Source organism: Phaeodactylibacter sp., from assembly GCF_022763345.1.
In the GTDB taxonomy this organism is placed as follows: domain Bacteria; phylum Bacteroidota; class Bacteroidia; order Chitinophagales; family Saprospiraceae; genus Phaeodactylibacter.
The window spans coordinates 24,522-47,342 of record NZ_JALEGS010000052.1; the positions used below are offsets into that span (position 1 = coordinate 24,522).

The 22,821-nt window shown below is 52.4% G+C and carries 9 protein-coding genes; 3 read left to right on the forward strand and 6 right to left on the reverse strand.

All coding sequences use genetic code 11. The features are described from left to right. Positions 1-183 precede the first annotated feature (183 nt). The 3 genes from MRY86_RS14725 to MRY86_RS14735 all read left to right on the forward strand — a co-directional run bounded on the left by MRY86_RS14725 (position 184) and on the right by MRY86_RS14735 (position 7,600). On the forward strand, positions 184-5,601 hold the full coding sequence (locus tag MRY86_RS14725) for a PKD domain-containing protein (protein ID WP_293571600.1): 5,418 nt from the start codon (positions 184-186) through the stop codon (positions 5,599-5,601). Beyond that, a complete protein-coding gene (locus tag MRY86_RS14730) occupies positions 5,598-6,467 on the forward strand; it encodes an alpha/beta hydrolase (RefSeq protein WP_293567008.1) in 870 nt (289 codons plus the stop codon). The genes MRY86_RS14725 and MRY86_RS14730 overlap by 4 nt, the downstream gene beginning before the upstream one ends. A gap of 224 nt (positions 6,468-6,691) precedes the next feature. Continuing rightward, positions 6,692-7,600, forward strand: coding sequence for an aldo/keto reductase (locus MRY86_RS14735; protein ID WP_293571601.1), 909 nt, complete (start codon positions 6,692-6,694; stop codon positions 7,598-7,600). 91 nt (positions 7,601-7,691) lie between these two features. Here MRY86_RS14735 and MRY86_RS14740 read toward each other — a convergent pair whose 3' ends face one another. The 6 genes from MRY86_RS14740 to MRY86_RS14765 form a co-directional block, all read right to left on the reverse strand. Further along, on the reverse strand, positions 7,692-11,660 hold the full coding sequence (locus tag MRY86_RS14740) for a T9SS type A sorting domain-containing protein (protein WP_293565684.1): 3,969 nt from the start codon (positions 11,658-11,660) through the stop codon (positions 7,692-7,694). A gap of 94 nt (positions 11,661-11,754) precedes the next feature. Continuing rightward, positions 11,755-13,407, reverse strand: coding sequence for a family 16 glycosylhydrolase (locus MRY86_RS14745; RefSeq protein WP_293565682.1), 1,653 nt, complete (start codon positions 13,405-13,407; stop codon positions 11,755-11,757). Between the two features lie 12 nt (positions 13,408-13,419). Next, positions 13,420-14,970, reverse strand: a complete 1,551-nt coding sequence (locus MRY86_RS14750; RefSeq protein ID WP_293565680.1) for a carbohydrate binding domain-containing protein — start codon at positions 14,968-14,970, stop codon at positions 13,420-13,422. An 11-nt stretch (positions 14,971-14,981) separates the two neighbouring features. After that, a complete protein-coding gene (locus tag MRY86_RS14755) occupies positions 14,982-16,454 on the reverse strand; it encodes a RagB/SusD family nutrient uptake outer membrane protein (RefSeq protein ID WP_293565678.1) in 1,473 nt (490 codons plus the stop codon). A gap of 11 nt (positions 16,455-16,465) precedes the next feature. Next, entirely contained in the window at positions 16,466-19,525 is a 3,060-nt protein-coding gene (locus MRY86_RS14760) for a TonB-dependent receptor (protein WP_293565676.1), read from the reverse strand. Positions 19,526-19,813: 288 nt separating this feature from the next. Further along, positions 19,814-22,600, reverse strand: a complete 2,787-nt coding sequence (locus MRY86_RS14765) for a two-component regulator propeller domain-containing protein (RefSeq protein ID WP_293571602.1) — start codon at positions 22,598-22,600, stop codon at positions 19,814-19,816. Between the last annotated feature and the right edge of the window lie 221 nt (positions 22,601-22,821).

Sequence of the window (22,821 nt, forward strand, 5' to 3'; positions counted from 1 at the left end):
TTCCAGTATATCAAAGCCTTACCCGACCAGCTTTGCTCCTCTCCACTTTTCAATCCGTACGCACAAATTCACCCTACTTTTCTCAAAGTTGTGTAACTTTAAGGTCCGGACTACAGTATATACTGATAGTGGATAATCCCACACCAGGCAAACCAGAAGTTTGCCATACCGTAACATAATCCTATGAGAAACTACTTACTCCTCGCCTGCCTTGGAATTGCGCTGCCTGTATTGGGGCAGATTAGCTTCCTTGACTCTACACTTTACCTTGATAACGTTGGTTTGCTTTCGGGGACGCCCATGGCCGCCGCTGATATGAATGGTGACGGCTTGCAAGACCTCGTGATCCTTGACAATCGTCAGGAACTCTACATTGAATATCAGCAGGCCGGCACCCCGTTTTTCAGCAGCCTTTACGTTCAGTCCCTGAACAACCCGTCCAATGGCATCGCGGTGGGTGATGTAGACGGCAACGGCTACAATGATATTTTGACCGGCGGTTCTTATAATGCCCTGCGATTGTTCCTGGCCAATGACGATGGCACCGACTATACCGCACTAGTCATCGATCCCGGCAATTATTTCCTGCAGGGCACCAATATGGCAGATATCGACAACGATGGTGACCTCGACCTGTTCGCAGCCCATCAGGACGGGCTTAGCGCTCCTTTCCGCAACCTGGGAAACAATGTCTTCTCACTGGACTACAACCTAATCAACCCTGTTTCAAGTGTCCCCTCCGACAACTCAGGCAACTATGGCACCGTTTGGGCAGATTACAACAATGACGGGGCCTCTGACCTGTATATCTCCAAATACCGCCTGGGGGTAACCGATGCCACTGACGGCCGCCGCCTCAATTTGCTCTTCCGCAACGACGATGATGACGACTTCACCGAAGTAGCCGCCTTTGCAGGCCTGCTCCCGATGGGACAGAGTATTTCCACTGCATTTGGCGACATTGACAACGATGGCGACTATGATGCCTTCGTGATCAATCATGATATCCCCAACGCCCTCTACCGCAACAACGGCAACGGCACTTTTACCAACATCACCAGCAATAGCAATATACCGGAAGCTTTAGCCGGAACGGGCCTGGGCGTGCAGGCGATTTTTACGGACTTTGACAATGACGGGCGCCTGGACCTGCTCTACACGTCTATCGGAGCCAGCCACGCCATACTCCGCAATCAGGGCAATTCTACTTTCGTAAGGGTCAATAATGCGATTCCTGCCCCGGGCAGAATACACAGTGCGGTGGTTGGGGATTTCAATGCGGACGGCTTTGTGGACATCTACGCGGGCTACGGCCTGGGCTTCAACCAAATCGGCACACAGCCGGACAAACTGCTGCTCAATGCCGGGAACAACAACCACTACGTGGAGGTCGCCCTCAAAGGAACGGATGCCAACCCGAATGGCGTGGGGTCAAGAGTGGAAATCTATGGCCCATGGGGGCGGCAGGTCCGCGAAATCCGAAGCGGTGAAGGGTACGGTATTCACTGCGGCCTGCGGGCGCACTTTGGGCTGGGGCCAAGTACTACACTGGATAGCATTATTGTGCGCTGGCCAAACGGGAATATCGACTTCCTGGAAGACCCGGATGTGGATACCCTTTATCAAATCACCGAAGGGGAATTTTGTCAAGCTCAGGCCGATTTTTCCTTTCAGGTGACAGGGCTGACCGCCAGTTTTCAGGGACAGGGTGACACAGGGACTAATCAGTACTTCTGGGACTTTAGCGATGGAGCACAGGACACCGGAGTGGCAGTCGTCCACACCTTTCCCATTACCGGTACCTTCACGGCTTGCCTGACTACCGTTGGGGATTGTGGAAGTGCTACCGTTTGCAAACAGCTACAGACCTCCTGCACCCCTCCGGAAGTCTTCTTTGCCCAAAACAACAACGGGCTGGAAGTCAGCTTTCAGGATTTTTCCTTCGGCATGCCCAATGAATGGATATGGGATTTCGGCGATGGCAATTCCTCCGGCGAGCAAAACCCTACCCACTCCTACAGCGAGCCGGGCAACTACTTTGTCTGCCTGGTGGTGCTCAACAATTGTGGCAACGCATCCACCTGCGAGCTGGTGCAGGTCAACTGCGGCGATGTGGAAGCCGACTTTGATTTCGGTGAAGATGACCTCAATGTCACCTTCACCGATGCTTCCAGCGCTGGCACGAATAGCTGGTCCTGGGACTTTGGAGATGGCAATACTTCCGACAGCCAGAGCCCTCAGCATACCTATGATGCGCCAGGCACCTACCAGGTTTGCCTTTCCGTGGACGGCGCTTGCGGAACGGATACATCGTGCAAGAATGTAGCGGTTACCTGCCCGCCTCCGGCTGCCGCCTTCACCACCGAGGTCACAGACCTGGCTGTTTTCGTGGAAGACCAAAGCGCCAACTTCCCGGATTCCTGGAGCTGGGACTTCGGGGACGGTACCATCGCCAGCGGCCCTGCCCTATTCCACAATTACGAAACACCAGGGATTTACGAAATCTGTCTCAGCATAGAAAATATTTGTGGCAACTCAGCAGTCTGTGATACGGTTTCAGTCAGCTGCCCGCCACCGCAGGCTGGCTTCACCTATGCATCAGACAACCTGCTGGTCAGTTTCCAAGACGATTCCAACGGCGGTGCAGAACAATGGGCCTGGGTCATTGACGGGCAGGATACGCTTACCGGACCTTCTCCCGAATACCTCTTCCCGGGTTCGGGCAGCTTTGAAGTTTGCCTGATTGCATCAAGTGTGTGCGGCAGCGATGTGGTTTGCGAGACTCTTGACCTGGATTGCAGCAATGCGCCCCTTGGCTTCAGCATTGACCTGGATGGACTGGAAGCCACTTTTACCGACACCTCGTTTGTCCAGGCCGACAGCTGGTTTTGGCAGGTCAACGGTCAGGGCGTTGGTGGAGGGAGCAGTTTCAGCTTTGCCTTCCCGAGTACCGGTGTATTCGAAATATGCCTGCAGTCCAACGGTCCGTGTGGGCTTTTAAGCACCTGCACGACCCTTGACATTGACTGCTTTCCGCCTGACGCTGACTTCGCAAGTTCTGCGAATGGGCTTTCTTATAGCTTCACAGCGAACCTGCCTGGTACTGCCACCGCTTGGGCCTGGGATTTTGGCGATGGGAACAGCGCTATGCAAGCCAACGCCATGCATACCTATTCCTCTCCCGGCACCTACGAAATCTGCCTGACCGCAACCAACGAATGTGGAGTGAGCGATACCGTCTGCCAAACCGAATCTGTAGGTTGCCCGGCGCCCAATGCTGCTTTTGAACAGGTAGCCAACCTCCTTAATGTTTCCTTTTTTGACGCCTCTTCCAACAACCCGGCGCAGTGGGCCTGGGATTTTGGCGATGGCAACGCGTCCACGCAGCAAAACCCTTCCCACACTTACGGGGCAGCCGGCACCTATGAAGTTTGCCTGACCACAAGCAGCATCTGTGGCTCTGATGATTTTTGTGCTCCTGTGGTCATCGAATGCCCGGAGCCACAAGCCAATTTCGAAGTTCAGACCGACGAGCTCACGGTTACCCTCACTGACCTGAGCCCTAATACTCCAACCGAATGGGATTGGGACTTTGGTGATGGCGGTAGCAGCGGTGTCCCCGACCCAACGCATACCTTCAATGCGCCGGGCACCTACACCATTTGCCTCATCAGCAGCAATACCTGCGGCAGCAATCAGTCCTGCCAACAGGTTGCTGTTAGCTGCGCAGCTCCAGGCCCTGCATTTACCAATACCGCCAATGAGTTGCAGGTGAACTTCCAGGATAACACCACAAACGCGCCCACAAGCTGGTCCTGGACATTTGGGGACGGAAACGGTTCTACCCAGCAAAACCCGGCGCACAGTTACGCTGCCCCAGGCACCTACGAAGTCTGCCTCACCGCTGAAAGCATTTGTGGCTCCAACACAACCTGCTCACAGATCACCGTGTCCTGCAACGCCCCTCAACCTGTGTTTGCAGTGCAGGAAGAAGAGCTTTCGGTGTCTTTCACCGATGCCAGCACCAACAACCCCACGAGCTGGTTCTGGACGTTTGGGGATGGCAATTCCGCAACCGGGCCTAACCCGATGCACACCTATAGTCAGCCCGGAACCTATACCGTTTGCCTGGAAGCCGGCAGCCTTTGTGGCAGTGCCACTGACTGTGAAACCGTGCAGGTAAGCTGTGCTGCGCCTCAGGCACAGTTTTCCTTCCAACCCAACGAACTAGAGGTGGCTTTCACCGATGCCTCAACGGCTGATCCAGCCAGCTGGGCCTGGGATTTTGGAGACGGCACAACTTCCACCCTGCCCGATCCCACACATTCCTACGCTGCGCCCGGGGACTATACCGTTTGCTTAACGGTTAGCAGCGTATGCGGTACTACAGAATCCTGCCAAACCATAACGGTAAGCTGTGCTGCGCCTGAGGCTGATTTCGAATACACACCCAACCAACTTAACCTCATCTTCGCGGATGCCAGCACCAATAATCCCACCTCCTGGTCCTGGAATTTTGGCGATGGCACCACCAGCGATCTGGAAACCCCTGCCCATACTTTCCCCGAACCGGGCATCTACACCGTTTGCCTGTCCGTCAGCAGTATTTGCGGGACTTCACAGACTTGCCAAACCATCGGCATCACCTGCAATGCGCCCCAGTCTAATTTCACTTACATGAATTCAGAGTTGGAAGTAGACTTTACCGATATTTCCACCAATATTCCTGACACCTGGTTTTGGACTTTCGGGGATGGCAACAGCAGTGCTGCGCAGAACCCTACCCATACCTTCAGCAGTCCAGGCAATTACTTGGTTTGCCTGCAGGCCTCCAGCGTGTGCGGGTCAACACAACGTTGTGAGCTCATCACAGTAACCTGCACACCTCCACAAGCTGATTTTGGCTTCACCACTGATGAACTCCTGGCTACTTTCCAGGACAGCTCTACCACTGATGCAGTCGCCTGGCTCTGGACATTCGGCGACGGTCAAAGCAGTACCCAACAGGCCCCCATGCATACGTATACGCAACCTGGCTCCTACCAGGTCTGCCTCACCGCCAGCAGCATTTGCGGCAGCACCCAGTTTTGTGACTCCATAAGCGTTACTTGTTCTCCGCCCTGGGTCAATTACAACTGGATTGCTGAGGATGGCATGGTGAGCTTCTTCGAACTGGCTGACAACACCGTCACAGACTGGAGCTGGGATTTCGGGGATGGAAATACCTCCGACGTGCCCAATCCCATTCATACCTATGAGCAGTCTGGATTCTATCCGGTTTGCCTGACCGCTACCGACCTCTGCGGCAGCAATACTTACTGTGATACTATTGAAGTGGTGATTGTGGATACCAAAGAGCCCGGGAGTCAACAGGTAAGGCTTTTTCCCAATCCGGCTAAAGATGCGGTCTGGCTCGTTGTCCCCGGGCAGACTGAAGGGCAGGCGGTACTATATACTATGCAAGGTCAGGAGGCCGGGCGCTGGGCTTTGAACGGAGGAGAATTGCGCATCCCGCTGACGCCCTACCCTGCCGGCACTTATTTACTTAGACTGGAAGCGGCAAACTACTTCTGGCAGGAGCGGTTGTTAAAGCTACGATGAATAAAGTAAAACGTATCCTGAAATGGGTGTTGATCAGCCTCGGTGGGCTGACGGTGCTTTTATTGCTACTGATTGCAGGCGCTGACCGGTTTCTAAGTTCTGAGAGGGGCGCCCGCTGGCTGTACAGTGAAGTTGAGCAGCCATTGACTATAAAATTCACGCCCGATGAGGTGCGCTACCTGCAAATTGGCGACAGTACCAAGACCCCTCTGCTGTTTATCCATGGCGCGCCGGGCGGGCTGTTCGACTGGTTGGCCATCGCTAAGCGGAACCAGCTCTACGAGCAATACTATCTACTCATCCCTGAACGTCGCGGTTACGGCGGCACTCGCCCCAAGAGAGCCGAGCCCTCTGTGAAGGTACAAGGTCAGGCGCTGCTGCCCATTCTCAAAGCTCAACCCAAACCTGCCGTGGTTTTTGGGCATAGTTATGGCGCACCAGTGGCGGTAGCACTTGGGGCGCTGGCACCGGAAGAGATAGCACGCATCTATGGCGTTTCGGGTGCTTATGATCCGAAACTGGAAGTGACCTTCGGTATCTCCTACTGGATCAATTTTCAGCTTTTCCGCTACCTGCTCCCCTCCCCGATTTGGGTTTCTAATGTAGAGAAGCTGGGGCACCCGCAAGCGCTCCGGGAAGCCATAGCCCTGTTTCAGTCGGTAAAGGTGCCCACTACCCTCATTCATGGCACCGCAGACACCCTTGTCCCCTTTGAGAATTCGACCTATCTGCAAGCATTGCTGCCTATTCAAGCTCCTCTTATTGCACTGCCCGGCCAGGAACACCCGGTGCATGTGATGCTACCGGACTATTTTGTCAGTCTTTTGCTAGGTGAGGAACCCGTGGCTCCGGATGCACAGGAATAATGGCTGACTACCGCCTAAGTGAACCGGTCAACCGAGAATATTGCAGGGGGCGCGCCTCCTCAGCTAGTGCCTCAAGTCATATCGTATAGGTCTGTCCTTTGTTTTTCAAAAAACAAAAAGAAAGAAAATTTTAAATGAGTAAAAGCAAAAACTAGAAACAAACTCAATCCATTCCTAATCTATACAAGCTTACTACCTTTAGGCCAATGCAAAACCACAGACTTATGACGACTTCCCTTTCTGAGCAAGGCCCTACATTTTCCCGCATCGTTTTCGGCGTTATGAAATGGGGGCTCTGGGGGCATCAGCTCAACACCCAGGATATGCTTCGCCTGATTGAAGAAAGTGTGGACTATGGCGTGACTACCTTCGACCACGCGGATATCTACGGCAGCTACACCACTGAAGCGGAATTTGGTGAAGCCCTGAAGCTTCAGCCAAGCCTTCGGGACAAAATACAGCTGGTAACCAAATGCGGTATAAAGATGCAGGTGCCACAGCGCCCTCATCACCGCATCAAGTCGTACGATACCAGCCCGGAGCACATCCGCGCTTCCGTAGACCGGTCCCTGCGCAATTTAAATACGGATTACATTGACCTCCTGCTCATTCACCGCCCCAGCCCTTTGATGGACGCTGATTTGATCGCTGGGGAGTTCGAATACCTAAAGAAGGAAGGGAAGGTGCGCTATTTTGGGGTATCCAACTTCACGCCCGCGCAGTTTGATTTGCTCAACAGCCGTTTTCCACTCGTTACGAATCAGGTAGAAGCCGCTTTGCTCCACCTGCCCCCCTTTACCGATGGCACCCTCGATCAGTGCCAGCAGCACCGGATTCGGCCTATGGCATGGTCGCCGCTGGGCGGAGGGAGTATTTTCAGTGCTTCGCCCGATGAGCGAGCACAACGGATCCTTACTACTGCCCGGGAAATCATTGAAAGGCGGGAGCAAAATATTGGCGTAGACCAGTTACTCTTGGCTTGGTTGATGCGGCACCCATCCGGTATCCTGCCCGTAGTCGGCACTGCCCGCATAGAACGCCTCAAAGCGGCAGCCGATGCGGTACACCTCATGATGAGCCGGGAAGAATGGTTTGAACTGCTTCAGGCTTCCACCGGGTCGGAAGTCGCCTAGTTTCCTACAACAAGAAACCCTGCCTCCGAAGAGACAGGGTTTCGTCCAATTGTAGCTCAAGAAATACGTAGTATGAAACCTGATTTTTGGTTTACTGCTTGATCAGGCGTACCACCATCAGGCGGCTGCCAGACTGAACCATAGCGACGTAAACGCCAGGGTTCAGGCCGGAAGCATCCACATTCAACTGCGTGCTCAGTGGCTGCCAGGTTTTTACTACCTGACCGGAAGCATTATAGAGGATCACCTCGTCCATAATAGCTGGTGCAGTAATAGTAAAGTTGTCATGGCCCGGGTTCGGGAAAGCCTTAGCCACGCCGAGCTCAGGGGCATTCGTACTGCTAGGATCAGCATCATAATAGTAAACGTTGTCCAGGTAAACTGTGGATCCTCCTGCCGGCAGAGAAGAGATGATAAACTGTGAGATATCATCCTGATTCATACCCTCAAAATCGACCAGTGGAATATCAAGACTGACCCATTCTTCCTGTGCCAGTTCAAACGGGATCTCAAACTCGGTATCATTGCCGCCACCGAAGCCGTCACCGCCGAAGTCGACCAGTTTTATGCGGAAGGTGGTGCTGTTAGGCGACCAGAAATCCACGTGCAGGTGCGTCATTTCTGTAGACACTAAGTCAATGGCATTTGGACCTACCGTTTCTATACCAGCAAAATCCAGTGCCGTATACAATTTGGTGGGGTTGCCTTCGATCTCGATATCTTCCAAATTTGCAGCGCTCCAGGTTGTCAGCCAGGTATCTACCGGTACATCGGCATAGGCGTCGCTGAACATGGAGATCACGAATGCCGGGTCAACGGTAGGTGTTGGCGCAGGTTCCATTGGAGTAGGATCCTCTCCCGTGGTGGTGGTACCTGTGAAAACGATATCATCCCAGTAATAGGTAACGTCTTCTGCCGGAGAAGTATCAAAGTCGAAGAAAATGGACAGCTTGTTGTAAACAGCCTCATAATCGAGCGCCGAGGTGCCGCCCACGTTGTTCTTGAATTCAAACTCAAGCGTTTGCCATGCACCTGCTTCTGTGGTCATCGTCTCTGTCTCCACAGATACTGCTGCATCCATAGAATTTTCAACTTTGAGGCGGACCGGAATATCGGCAGCAGGTGACCACACCCGTACAGAAATGATAGTCGCTTCATCTGTGAAAGGTATGGCGGAGGCAAAACCAGGATCGTTGGGCGTGCCGCCGAGGTCTTCGGACAGTGTAGTGCCGGCCCAGGTTTCTGCGCCTGCCATCTTCACGGTCTCCACTACCATATTGCCCGCAGCTTCAGGGTCTTCTACAATGGTAGAGGACGTACCGCCGAAGTCAATAGTGCTGTACAGTACCTCAGGATCATCAAAAGTTACAGGCAGGTCCATTTGGTTGCCAGTCTGTACTTCCTGCTTGTAGAAATACAGATTGTCCAGATAAATGGTGCTCGCCCCGGCTGGCACTGCTGAAAGCACAAGCTGGGAAACATCATCCTGGTTCATGCCCTCAAAGTCTGTCAGTGGAATATCCAGGCTGACCCATGATCCTAGCGTGAAGTTCTCAAATGGAATCTCGAAGTTGGTGTCATTGTCACCACCAAAACCATCACCGCCGAAGTCCACCATATTGATACGGAAAGTCGTGGCATTGGGTGTCCATACATCCACGTGCAGGTGGGTCATCTCAGCTGCGACCAGGTCAATGGCATTGACATCCAGCATCTCAATGCCGGCAAAGTCCAGGTTGGTGTACAGTTTCGTTGGATTGCCCTCGATTTCGATATCTTCCAGTCCTGCATTACTCCAAACGGCCAGGAAGGTATTCACAGGCACATCCGTATAAGCATCGCTAAACAGGGAAATCACATTGGCAGGATCTTCGGTGGGCGTTGGTGCGGCGACCATAGGCTCCTGGCTTCCGGTAGTGGTGCCGGTGAAGATGACATCGTCCCAGTAGTAGGTCGCATCTTCCATAGGGGAAGTGCCAAAGTCGAAGAAGATAGACAGCTTGTCGTACATCGCTGCATAATCAATAGCGGGGGTACCCTCCACCTGATTCTTGAACTCGAACTCCAGCGTCTGCCAGGCTCCGGCAACTGTGGTTGTATCTTCTGTTTCCACAAAAACATCTGCATTCATGGAGTTCTCTACCTTCAGACGGACCGGAACATCAGCTGCGGGCGACCAAACCCGCACAGAGATCACACTTTCCGCAAAGGAAAATGGAATAGCGCTGGCAAAACCGGGATCATTGGGCGTACCGCCAAGGTTTTCAGACAGGGTCGTGCCTGCCCAAATTTCTGCACCGCCCATTTTTACAGTCTGTACGACTGTGTTGCCTGCGTTCTCAGGGTCTTCGACCAGCATAGAAGTGGTACCGCCAAAATCGATTGTGCTGTAGAGCACGTTGTCCTCATCAAATGTCACCGGCAGGTCCATCTGCGCAGGGGGCGTAACGCCCTGGTAGAAATACAGGTTATCCAGATAAATGGTGCTCGCCCCGGCTGGCACTGCCGAAAGCACAAGCTGAGAAACATCGGTCTGATTCATGTCCATAAAGTCCGTCAGCGGAATATCCAGACTGACCCACTCACCTGGAGTGAAGTTCTCAAATGGCAGGTTGAAGTTCGTGTCATTACCACCGCCAAAACCATCACCGCCGAAGTCGACCATATTGACGCGGAAAGTCGTGGCATTGGGTGTCCAAACATCCAAATGAAGGTGGGTCATGCCGGCTGCAACGAGGTCAAGGGCATTGTCATCCAGCATCTCGATGCCAGCAAAATCCAGGTTGGTGTAAAGCTTTGTGGGGTTTCCTTCAATTTCGATGTCTTCCAAAGCGGCATTGCTCCACACCGCCAGGAAGGTATTCACTGGTACATCTGTATAGGCATCACTGAACAGGGAAATCACATTGGCGGGATCTTCAGTTGGGGTTGGCGCAGCGGTCATAGGAGTCGTACCGCCAACGGTAGTGGTGCCGGTAAAGACCACATCGTCCCAGTAGTAAGTAGCATCTGCAGCGGGAGAGGTCCCAAAATCAAAAAAGATGGACAGCTTGTCGTACATCGCTGCATAATCAATAGCTGGGGTACCCTCCACCTGATTCTTGAACTCAAACTCCAGCGTCTGCCAGGCTCCGGCAACTGTGGTTGTATCTTCCGTTTCTACAAAAACACCGGCGTCCATGGAGTTCTCTACCTTCAGTCGAACCGGAACATCAGCTGCGGGCGACCAAACCCGCACAGAGATCACGCTTTCCGCAAAGGAAAATGGAATAGCGCTGGCAAAACCGGGATCATTCGGCGTACCGCCAAGGTTTTCAGACAGGGTCGTGCCTGCCCAGATTTCTGCGCCCGCCATTTTAACGGTCTGCACTACGGTATTGCCTGCATTTTCAGGGTCTTCAACCAGCATAGAGGAAGTGCCTCCGAAATCAATTGTGCTGTACAGTACGTTGTCTTCATCGAATGTCACCGGCAGGTCCATTTGTGCCGGGGGCAGCACGCCTGCATAGAAGAACAGGTTGTCCAGATAAACGGTGCTTTCACCTGCCGGTACCGCAGAGAGGACCAACTGAGAAACATCCGTCTGATTCATGCCCATAAAGTCCGTCAGCGGAATATCCAAGCTGACCCACTCGCCCTGCGTGAAGTTCTCAAACGGCAGGTTGAAGTTGGTGTCATTGCCACCACCAAAGCCATCACCTCCAAAGTCGACCATATTGACTCGGAATGTCGTGGCATTGGGTGTCCATACATCCACGTGCAGGTGCGTCATACCAGCTGCAACCAGGTCTAATGCGTTATCGTCGAGCATTTCGATACCGGCAAAGTCTAAATTGGTATAGAGCTTGGCAGCATTGCCATCGACCTGTACATCTGATACCATGCCAGCACTCCAGGGGGCTGCGTACGTATTCACAGGTACATCTGTATAGGCATCGCTAAACAAAGAAATTACGTCCCCTGCATCCTGTGTGGGCGTAGGGGCAGCCACTGTGGGTTCAGATTGCGCCATACCCCAAAACGGGATCAGGCACAACAGGAGGAAAGTAAATTTTTTCATAGTCTCATACGTTTTTGAAGTCAAATTGGAAAGTTTAGTTAAGGAAAGTAGTTGCTGCGGGCTAATGGTTAGGCAGCACGCAGCAACTGAGTCTTTATTGGTAAACCCGCACCCAGTCGATTTCCATGGTAGATTCCATGAAGGCGGGGTCAATTGTTCCACCGAAGTTGCCCCCCATGGCGACATTCAGGATCAGGAAGAAGTCGCTGTTGAAAGGCAAATCCGGATTATTGGCGAAGGTGTGGTACACCTCATCATCAATCAGGAAGCGGATGAAATCTTCGGTCCAGGTCACGGAGTAGGTGTGGAAGTCTTCGGAGGCACCAGGCAGATCAGTCCCCTGCGTTACCGCATCACCAGCAAAGTTGCCGGGGAAGTGCAGGGAAGAGAAAATGCGGTCCTGTTCGTTGCCCACGTGCTCCATGATATCAATTTCGCCACAAGCTGGCCAGGTATTGGTCTGATAGTCTTCGCCTAAAAGCCAGATCGCCGGCCAGGTACCGCCACCGGTTGGCAGCTTTGCACGCACATCTACCCGTCCGTAGGTGAATTCAAATTTGTCCTCAGAGACAATCCGGGCAGAGGTAAACTGCGACCCGCCAAACTCTTCGCGGCGGGCGGTAATCTTCAGCAAGCCGTCTTCCACGATCACATTATCCGGACTGTCGGTGTAGAACTGCGCCTCGCCGTTGCCCCAGCCGTTGCTGCCGGTACCGGTATTGTAGCTCCAGTTGGCTTCGTCCGGTGCGCCATTGGTATCAAACTCATCAGACCAGACCAGGTTGTCGAAGGTAGGCTCATCAGCACCGGGCTTGGTGGAGGTGAAGATGTGGTACCAGGCCAGGCCAGGATCATTGCCCTGCACAACACGGACCACCAGCCGGTTTTCGGTAATGGACAGTATTTCATAAGTGGAGGACCCCACATAGTAGCTCATAAAGCCGCCATCCGTGAAATTCATCACCGTTCCGCGGGTCAGCCCGGGGATACCATTCATAGCCACGACGGACTCCGAAGGGCTAAGAGACACCACCTGAGGCTCATCGTTTACTTCAAAGTCGTAGCAGTAGTCGAAGCCATTGGAGCCACCTGCCACACCTTCGAAATTGAAGTTGAAGTAGGTCTGCCCCTTGTTGTTTAGCTGGTACAACAACCGATTGCCGTCCATAGAGAAGGTCAGCTCGTCCTGATACAGGCAAGTGCTTTCAGCTGCACCGTCTTTTTCAAAAGGTACAGCCTGATAATAGTTGGCAAAGTAGTTCAGTTCGGCGTTGTCATCATTCTGGCCTACGCCCAGGTGCCCCGGCTCATCCGCTGCCCAGTACCAGGTTTTGGAGCTTCCACCGGTAAGGAGTTCCATGGCTTCATTATCGTTGAAATTACTGAGCACCGTCACCTCCTGTGTAAAGGAAGTGGCCACGCCGGCTTTGCCGGAAGCGATAGTGGTTACGGTATAGGTGTTCACACCAACCTGCGTGAAACGCTTGGCAAATTTGCCCGTTGGCGACACTTGCTCTGTACCGTCGCTAAATACGTATTTGTAGGTGATGGCATCGCTGGCATTAGCGGTGAAAGTCACCAGGCCGCTGCCGTCACCGTAGGGGTTTTCTTCATCTGCTCCGGCGATGTTCACCGCTACCTCCAGCCCGGAAGGAGCCGTGATCTCACCAAACTCGTAGTCCTCTTTTTCACACCCAAAGAAGACCAGCGCACTGAGCAATATTATTGATATGGGAAAAAATTTCATCGTTTGATTTTTTTACTCAACAAGTTGAATGTCATCAAAATAGTAGGCTTCACCGGTACCGGCATTGCCAAAGTCAAAGAAGAGTACCACGCGCTGGTATTCATTGGAGAAATCAGCATCTGTGAAGTCAAATTCCAGCTCTTCCCATTGGTTCGGTACTGTATTTTGTACCGGACGCTCAATGAAAATATCGCCGTTGCCCAGGTTCTCAAACTTAAGTAGGACCTGTACATCAGCAGCTGGCGCCCAAACCTTCATACGGACTTTCTTTTGGGTAGAAAAGTCGATCGGGTTGCTCATGTCGAAGAACACACCGCCCCAGGTTTCTGAACCTTCGGCTTTGATAAATTCCACTACATTGGCGCTTTCGTTCGGGGCAGTCATGTCGGGGTTAGCTACCACCGAAGCGCCTGCACTGCCGAATCCTTCGAAGCTGTAGTTGATATCCGGGTTTTCAAAATCTACCGGAAAGACCAGCTCTGCGCTGCCGTCCGTCACTTCAATGTCGTCGAAGTAATAATCTTCGCCTGTACCAGCGGTGCCAAACTTGAAGAAAACCACTACACGGTTGTAATCATTGGCAAAGTCAGCCTCGCTGAAATCGAAAACCAGCTCTTCCCATTCGTTGGCAACGGTGTTTTGCATCGTCACTTCATGGAATAAGTCGGGATTAGCGGCATTTTCCACCTTGAGCAGAATGTCTATACCGGCTTCAGGCGCCCAGGTCTTGATCGCAATTTTTTGTGCGGAAGCAAAATCAATAGGCTCGCCCAGCTCCAGGAAGGAACCTGCCCAGACTTCTGAGCCATCCATTTTATTCAACTGGCCCACACGGCTGCTTGGGTTCGCAGCCGACATATCCGGATTATCTATTACGGTGGAGGTTGCGCCACCAAAATTGGAGAAAACATATTCCTGAGTAGGGTCCTCAAAGTCAATCGGCAACAGTAGTGGATTGGCAATGGTCACGGTATCTGTAGCTTCTGCACTGCCTGTTCCGCCACTGCGGGCCACAACCCTGACCACATACTCGCCAGTGGCGCTGTAGGTATGCCGTATCGTTTCTCCTTCCATAAAGGCAACTGGCTCTTCATCAGGGGTTTCTCCAAAGGTCACTTCGAAGAAGGTCTCCAGCTCAGCAGTAGCCGCCACATCTATGGAAAAGGGGTCACCAGGCACGGGCACAACGGTAACCTCCAGGTTCTGAGGCGCCTCAAAGGCTACGGTCAGGTCCTGAGTATAGCTTGTAACTTTGCCATTTACGCCCATCGCATCAATCGCAACAGTGTAAGTACCTTCGGTGTAAGTATGCTCGGCGCTTTCGCCAGGCTGTAGCTCGGCACTTTCCTCGCTGCCGTCTCCAAAGAAGACCGTGTATTGGGTAACGCCCTGCCCATCCGGCAAAATCGTTACATCGCCCGAATTGTCAGAAGCGATAGTGAATAGGGCGGAAATATTTGAAGGTGCCGGTATGCCCTCCAGCTCAGGCACCGTATCTTCCTCCGTACAGCTGAATAAGCCGATGAGGAGGAACAGAAATAGCTGATATTTTAAAATACGCATGGTTGTCAATTTTAGTAGCCTGGGTTTTGCTCCCAGTTTCCATTCGAAAATTGGATTTCTTCAAAGGGGACAGGGAACAGCTCGTGCTTGCCCTCCTGAAAGCCTTCGATTGCTTCAGCAGCCCGGCCCGTACGGACGAGGTCAAAGAAGCGGTGCCCCTCTCCTACCAGTTCCAGCCGGCGCTCTGCCAGGATGAAATCGGTAAGCGCGCCGCCACTGGCGCTGATTTCGTGGTCCATATCGCCAAATGCACGGCGACGTACGCGGTTTAGGTATTCGCGTGCCAGCTCATCGTCGATATTGCCCCGGTTCAGGGCCTCGGCTGCCATTAACAGCACATCTGCGTAGCGGATCGCCCGGTAATTGTTGGGGTTGGTCAGGTTCTGATCACCGATGTTGGAATCGCCTTTGCGAGGCAGGTATTTGCGGTTGAAGAAGCCCGTGTGCTCATACCCTGTTCCGAAAGTCGCTCCGGTCTCTTCCGCCCAGGCATTAATATTTAGAATGGCATTGTCCCGGCGGCTGTCGCCCGGCTCGTAAGCATCATAGGCTTCCTGTACCGGCACATTAAAACTAAAGCCGCTGTCAAACTCAGGGCCTACATAGTTACGAATGCCATTGAAGCCAACGGCTACGTTGCCCTCGCTGCACTGCAGACAGCCAAAACCAGCACCTTCTGCGTCAGAGTACTGCACCTCAAAAACGGAGCCCACTCCATTCTGGCCCTGTGGCTCGAAAATGACGCTGTAGTCCGGTTCCAGCTCGTACAAGCCAGAGTTGATCACCTCCTGAAGTACGGTTGCTGCTTCGGCAAACTTGTCTTGATAGAGGTAGGCCTTACCCAGCAGCGCCTGAGCAGCGCCTTTGGTGGCCCGCCCTGTCTGAGGGGCTACATCTGCCAGGTTTTCCACCGCAAACTGCAAGTCTTCCTCAATGGCAGCATAGACATCTGATACAGGAGAACGTGGGATTCGGGTCTCATCGCCAATCGCAAAACGCTCATCTCCTTTCAGCGGAATCGGGCCAAACCATTTTACCAGCTCAAAGTGGTAGTAAGCACGCAGGAAATGAGCTTCCGCTAAAATCTGTGCTTTGCCGGGAAAATCTGTCTTATCCTGGAATTCCAGAATATAACTGGCACGACTAACACCGGCAAACATCCAGTTCCATACATCCCGGAGATTGCTGTTTACCGGGGTGTGGATCATATCGTCGATCTGCTGAAAGCCCACCACGTCGGTAGCGCTTTCTCCACCACAAAGGGTATTGTCAGACGCAATCTCGCCCAGCAGTACATTCACGTAAGTGGACTGCAGGATATCGTAGGCCGCAATTAATGCATTATTGTAGTCGTCCTCGGAGTTGAAATAGTTTTCCGAGTCGATAGAGTAAACGGGGGCCCGGTCTATGAATTCCTTTTCACAGGCTGTACTGAGTGTCAGTACCAGCAGGACAATCCCTATTTTTTGAAGGAAAGATTTCATGTTGATCGATTTTACAGGTTAAGGTTTGCCCCGAACATGAAGATGCGGGGAATGGGGTAAAATCCGTAGTCGATACCGCCGCCAATCGGTGCACCGGATGAGGCTGCGGGGTCAAAGCCGCGGTACTGCGTGAGCGTCAGCAGGTTGTTCGCACTTACGTAAAGCCGCAGCGTAGACAAGTCATTGCGCAGGAAGGAAAGTGGCAGGGTGTAGCCCAACTGCACATTCTGCAAGCGCACAAAGGAAGCATCTTCCACATAAAAGTCAGAGAAGACCAGATTGGAAGTCGCTGCTGTAGTCACACGCGGCACCTCTGTGCTTGTACCCTCACCGGTCCAGCGGTCGAGGTAATAGTCCAGACGGTTCACATCAGACAGCGCCCGCTCGTAATTGCGGACCATATCGTTACCAATGGAGGAGAAAATATACGCCCGGAAATCCAGCCGTTTGTATTCAAAGCCCAGGTTGAGGCCCATGGTGAAATCCGGGATCGGGTCACCGAGGTTGGTACGGTCATCGGCATCGATCACGCCGTCCCCGTTGATATCCACAAAGCGAAGGTCGCCCGGCTGCGCCTCTGCACCCAACGCAATCTGGGAAGGATGAGCTTCCACCTCTGCTGCATTCTGAAAGATACCATCTGTCTGATAGCCAAAGAAATAGCCAATCGGCTGCCCTACTTCCATGCGGGATGGAGCCAACTGCCCAACGCCAAAGGCACCACCTTCAATGAAGCCGGTCCCGTTGTTCACTTCCAGCACTTCGTTGCTGAGGGTGGTGAAGTTGTAGTTGATATTCACCTTCAGTTCATTGTCGTACCGCTGCTGGTAACCAATGGAAAATTCCAGTCCCTGGTTGCGCACCGAACCGGCATTGACGGTTGGAGAGGCGGCACCAGGAGCGGAAGTACCCGTAATACCGGAAACCGGGATATTGGAAATCAGCAGATTATCCCGAGTGTTGATGAAGTAGTCGGCTGTGATATTTATTTTGTAGTCGAAAAGAGCCAGATCGATACCGGCGTTGAACTTCTCGGCTTCCTCCCACTGCAGTTCCGGGTTGGGCAAAGCGCCAATCGCGGTACCGTTAACCAGCGCGCCGTCGAAAACGTAAGTTGCCTCGCCACTCAGGGTGCCGATATAGCCATTATTAACGATCTGATCGTTACCCAGAATACCGTAGCTTACGCGAAGTTTGGCCAGGTCGACTTTGCCAACCGGATTGAAGAAGTCTTCGTCAGACAATACCCAGCCCGCAGTGAAAGAAGGGAAGATACCCACTCTGTTTTCAGGGCCGAACTTAGTGGAAGCATCCCGGCGCAGCATCGCACTCAGCAGGTATTTCCCATCAAAATCGTACTGCGCACGACCGAAGTAGGACAAGCGGCGCTCATCGTAGGCGTAAGAGCCCACATCACGGCCGCCATCCGGGCTTGTGCCCAGGGCCAGTGCGATATCGGCAAAATTCCAGGAGTTGTTCGGAACATCGAATCCCGTTGCGAACAGCCCGTTGCCTATTTCGCGGAAGATGGTGGAACCACCAGTCAGGGTCAGGTTGTGGGCACTACCGAAAGACCGCTCGTAAGTGGCAAATAGATCAATCGAGTAGTTATTGTCGTTAATGGCATTTTGATTCACGCTGCTTCGCGTAATATCGAACACCTTGCCACCGTAGCTGATAAGCTTGTTAAAAGTCCGCCCCTCACTGTTGCTGGTATTAAAACCTACCCGCCCGGTAAGTTTCAGCCCTTCCAGCACCGTCCAGTCCAGTGTGGTCTGTCCATTCAGCTTGTTCAGGTCATAATCATTGAAGGTATTGGCGATTTGTGCCAGCGGGTTGATGACCTCAATGCCCAGACCAGGGGTGTTGGGCACGAGGGTGAAATCACCGGCATCGTCGAAAACAGCCTGTGTGGGCGGTGTATTCAAGGCGTTAAACAAGACTGCACCAAGACCATTCTCGTTGAGGGCATCGCGGTCTACGTAGGAGTAAATCGCGTTGGTAGTCAGCTTAAGGTTGTCGGTAAGGTCAATGCCAAGGGACAGGCGTGCCGTACTCCGCCGGAAACTCGACTTATTCCCACCTACTATGCCCTCTTGCTCCAGATGAGAACCACTAAGGGAGTAGGTCACCCGGTCTGAGCCTCCGGAAACGGTGATGTCGTGGCTCATCATAGGTGCCTGATCGAAAACTTCGTCCTGCCAGTTGGTGCCTGCGCCCAGCCCGCTTGCATTGGGATAAGGCAAAGGCTGCCCGCCTGCGGCATAGGCTTCGTTGAGCAGCAACGCGTATTCTGTAGCATTGAGCAGCGGCAGTGTGCGAGATGTTTCTTGCAGGCCAAAGTAAGTATTGTAGCTCAGCTGAGGCGGCTTGTTTTTCCGGCCGGTCTTGGTAGTTACCAGGATGACGCCGTTCGCACCAATGGTGCCGTATACCGCCGCTTGAGCATCTTTCAGTACCGTAATGGACTCGATATCATTCGGGTTGAGGGTATTCAAGTCACCCTGATACCCATCGATAATGACCAGGGGCGCGTTCTGCCCATTGGTGGACACTCCCCGAATACGGATATCCAAGCCTGCACCGGGCGAACCAGACTGCTGTGTCACATTTACGCCAGGTGTAGTACCCTGCAGGGCCTGTTCAATTTTAATAGGTTTCAGTTCGTCGATGGTTTTGGAATCGACAATGGCAACGGCGCCGGTTACATCTCTTTTCTTTTGGGTACCGTAGCCAATGACTACGACTTCCTCCAGCACCTCGGCGTTGGTGCCCATTTCGATGATCATGGGCGCATCGCTCTCTACCGTTCTGGTGAGCGACTCAAAGCCGGTGTAAGAGAACTGCAAGACCGTACCAACCGGTACATTTTGCAGTTCAAACTCCCCGTTAAAGTCTGTGATGGTCCCCTTTGCACCGCCGGTGCCGTCGCCACCGAGCATTAAAACGTTTACGCCGATCAGGGGCTCACCCGATTCGGCATCCTGTACTGTGCCTTTGACTGTGACTTCCTGAGCATACAGGAATCCGCCAAGCAACAGCAGAAAAATGGTTAGGCAATTTCGTTTCATATCACTAATTTTTTCCTCCCTTCCTCAAAGTCAGGGCAGGACTTATTGATTCTCTTCAAAACTAGGACATGTATAGGTGGCTGAGAAAAAAGAGACCACAACAAAAAGCATACAACACCAAATTATTTTTCCCCCAATGCCTGTTCAGGCTCTAAAAAGTTGGAATCGCATGGAATCCACTACATCAGAGGTTAATCCAGTGAAGGGCGCTTATACCAGTAAAACCGGTTGAAAACCGTTTTTGTATAGGTAATGTTGTGGTAAATTCCGGTCTTGTTGAGGTGGCATTTAGATACTGAGAATGTATTCCACCAAGCCTTCATCGTGCTCCAGCTCCATCTTCTTGCGCAGCCGGTACCGTTTCACTTCCACACTGCGCACAGAGATATTGAGGAGGGGGGCAATTTCTTTGGAGGACAGATTAAGGCGCAGGTAGGCACACAGTTTCAAGTCATTGTGGGTCAGCTTGGGATGCTTCTCCTGTACTTTCTTAAAAAACTCCTGATCCGCATTTTCGAAAGCTTCCTTGAAAAAATTCCAGGTTTCGGCCTCATCGGTGTTTTTATCAATCGTGCGAACTACCCGGCGGATGTTGGCATCCGGGGAGCCTTCCTGCTTCAGGGCACTTTTGATTTGGTGCAACAGCTCATTCTTCTTGACCAGGCTCATGGTGGAGATGGCAAGTTCCCGGTTTTTACTGTCGATATCTTGTTGCAGTTGCTCGTTGCGTACCCGAATCAACTCCAGTTCAGCTTGTTTTTGCTGCGCCTCCAACCGAAGCTGGCTCTCAGCTTGCAACTCTTCTTTTTGCTTTTGGTAGTAACGCGTGTAGGCCCGGTGGGTGAAGTAAATCAGTAGCAGACCGAGGAGTACGTAGACCACTATCGCCACGACTGACCAATACCAGGGCCGATTGATTACAAAGTCATAGGTTAGAACATTGCTGCTATGCTGTTGTCCTATACGAGATTGGATTTCAAGGGTATAGTGACCAAAGGGCAGGTTGCGGAACGACAAGGAGGCATCATGCGACCATTCGCTCCAGGAATCGTACAGCCCGAGCAAACGGTATTGAAATTCCGGCACAAAGTAACGGCTGTAAGTGGGCACCGCAAACTCAAAGGATAGATTATTGTAGGAAAAAGGCACCGTTGGGCTGTCACTGACCGGCAGCGCACGTTCAAGACGGTCCACTTTATAGCTGAGTACATGGGTAATGTACACTTGATGGTCTAACACCGGTAAGTCTTCAAAATTGAACACCAGATAGCCATCTGCCGTACCAATAAGGTAATGGTCAGGTTTCAACCAGGTGATGTTTTCATAGCCGGACATCGCATTGATCAAGTTGGCTTGAACCGGTACAGAGCGCAACTCCCAATCCTCAGATAAAGCCCCCTTGGTGTAGTAAATGAGCTCGTCATCTGTGAAGAACCACAAGCGCCCTTCAGGGTCCACCGACATTTTGCCGGATTCAAAGGCTTTCCCAGCCAGTTCCTTACTCAGGGCTTCGTGCCATTCAAACCCAGATTCAAAGCCCTTCAGCGCGAAAAGCCCCTCCCGGGAATAGTAGAACACCTTGTCGTCAAAAGCGGCCAGCCCCGCATTCTTACCTTTTACTGGCTCCGGGTAATCCATCCGGGCAACCACCTGACGATAACCTTTATCCAGCATCAGGCCAAAGATGCCTTTGTATTCGTGGCTGATATAAGCCTCCTGCTCTTTGCGAAGCGCTATAAACCGGCTGGACAGATTAAACCCTTCCACCTTATTTCGAAACGACCACCCCTTTCCCGATCGCTCCAGCACTGACAACCCGTAGTAGTTGCCCTGCATGAGGAGATCCGGCCTGCCCGGCACACTCACGAACTGCCAGGTGCCGCTTTCTCCGAAGATTTGTTCCGCACTAAGCCCATCAATAATGAAAGTCCCCTGATCGTGCCCGCAGAACAATGCCCCCTCATATTGGAATAGTGACCAAACCTGACCGGTGGTACCCTCCACCAGCTTAAATTCGGTACGCCCGGGCACCTGGACAAATAAGCCTTGATTGGTGCCGAAGTAGAGCCGTCCATTGTGTTTCACTGCAGTGTAGACAGTACCTAACACCCCATTTTGATCGGTATATTTCCGAAAGGGAGAGCCCAGATTCACGCAACTGATCCCGTTATCGGTACCTGCCCAGAGGTTGTTGGAGGCGTCTTCGTATAGCGACAGGACGGTATTATTGGTCAGCCCGTCGGTTTGAATGACTTGATAGGCCACTTCCCCGGAGGCATTCAGTATGAAAATACCGTTAGAAATTGTACCCATTGCGAGCTGCCCGTTTTCCAACTGCAGCGCACTGTACACCCGAGTATTCTGCATCCGGGGAGGGTCCTGCAGTTTTTCAACGGTGCCATCTGGCCGGACCAGCCACCTTCCGTGCCGGTCCGTGACCAAGCCAATGCCTTCCTGTGCATCCCAGGCATAGATAATCCTTGAAGGCAGAGCAGCCTTTAGTAATGGCAGGGCTTCTCCTCCCTCCAAACGATAGAGCATTGCCCGGGCGTCGGAAAAAATCAGACCCTGACGAACTTCAAAGAGTTTGTCCACACCATTATCAGGCGTAAAAACCTCAATGGCTTCCGATTCCGGGTCGTAGATAAACAGCTGATCAAGCGACTGAAAAATCAGTTGGCCTTCGTGGACCAGGATATTCCAAAAATGCTCATCGGCGACCATCTGATCGGCGACCGGTTGGGAAAGGGACTGATATTCCAGCCCACCGTAGGCATTAGGCTCCCAAACGCCAAACTCCTGATAGCAGCCGGTGTAGATGCTCCCATCCACTACTTTTACTGCACGGATAATCGTTTCGTTGGGCGAGGGTAATAGGGTCCACTGCATGCCGTTGTACTCCAACAGTCCCTTATTGTTGGCCACATAGATGAACTGCCGCTTGCTCTGGCTTAGCATCCAGTTTTGGTTGCCTGCATCGTACACGTCTGGCTCAAAGGCGTTGACAGGAGGCTGCTCCTGCCCCGGCAGCGAGGCATAGTACAATAGCAGAAGGATGGGCAGCAGTCGTCGCACTTGGGTGAGTTTTAATGCATTTGGCTGCACAAGTTAAGAACTTCAAACCATCTGCAATTCCGAAAACCAGGATGTTTTTTGTCAGCTATGATTTAATACAAGGTAAAATGGGCTAAAACTGATCTAAGACTATGTTGGGATTTCACCCATTGGGCTGCATTTGCCAAATTTTATCCTGCACTTCGTTACTCTTCAGTCACTTAGCTTAGGCTATGCTCCTT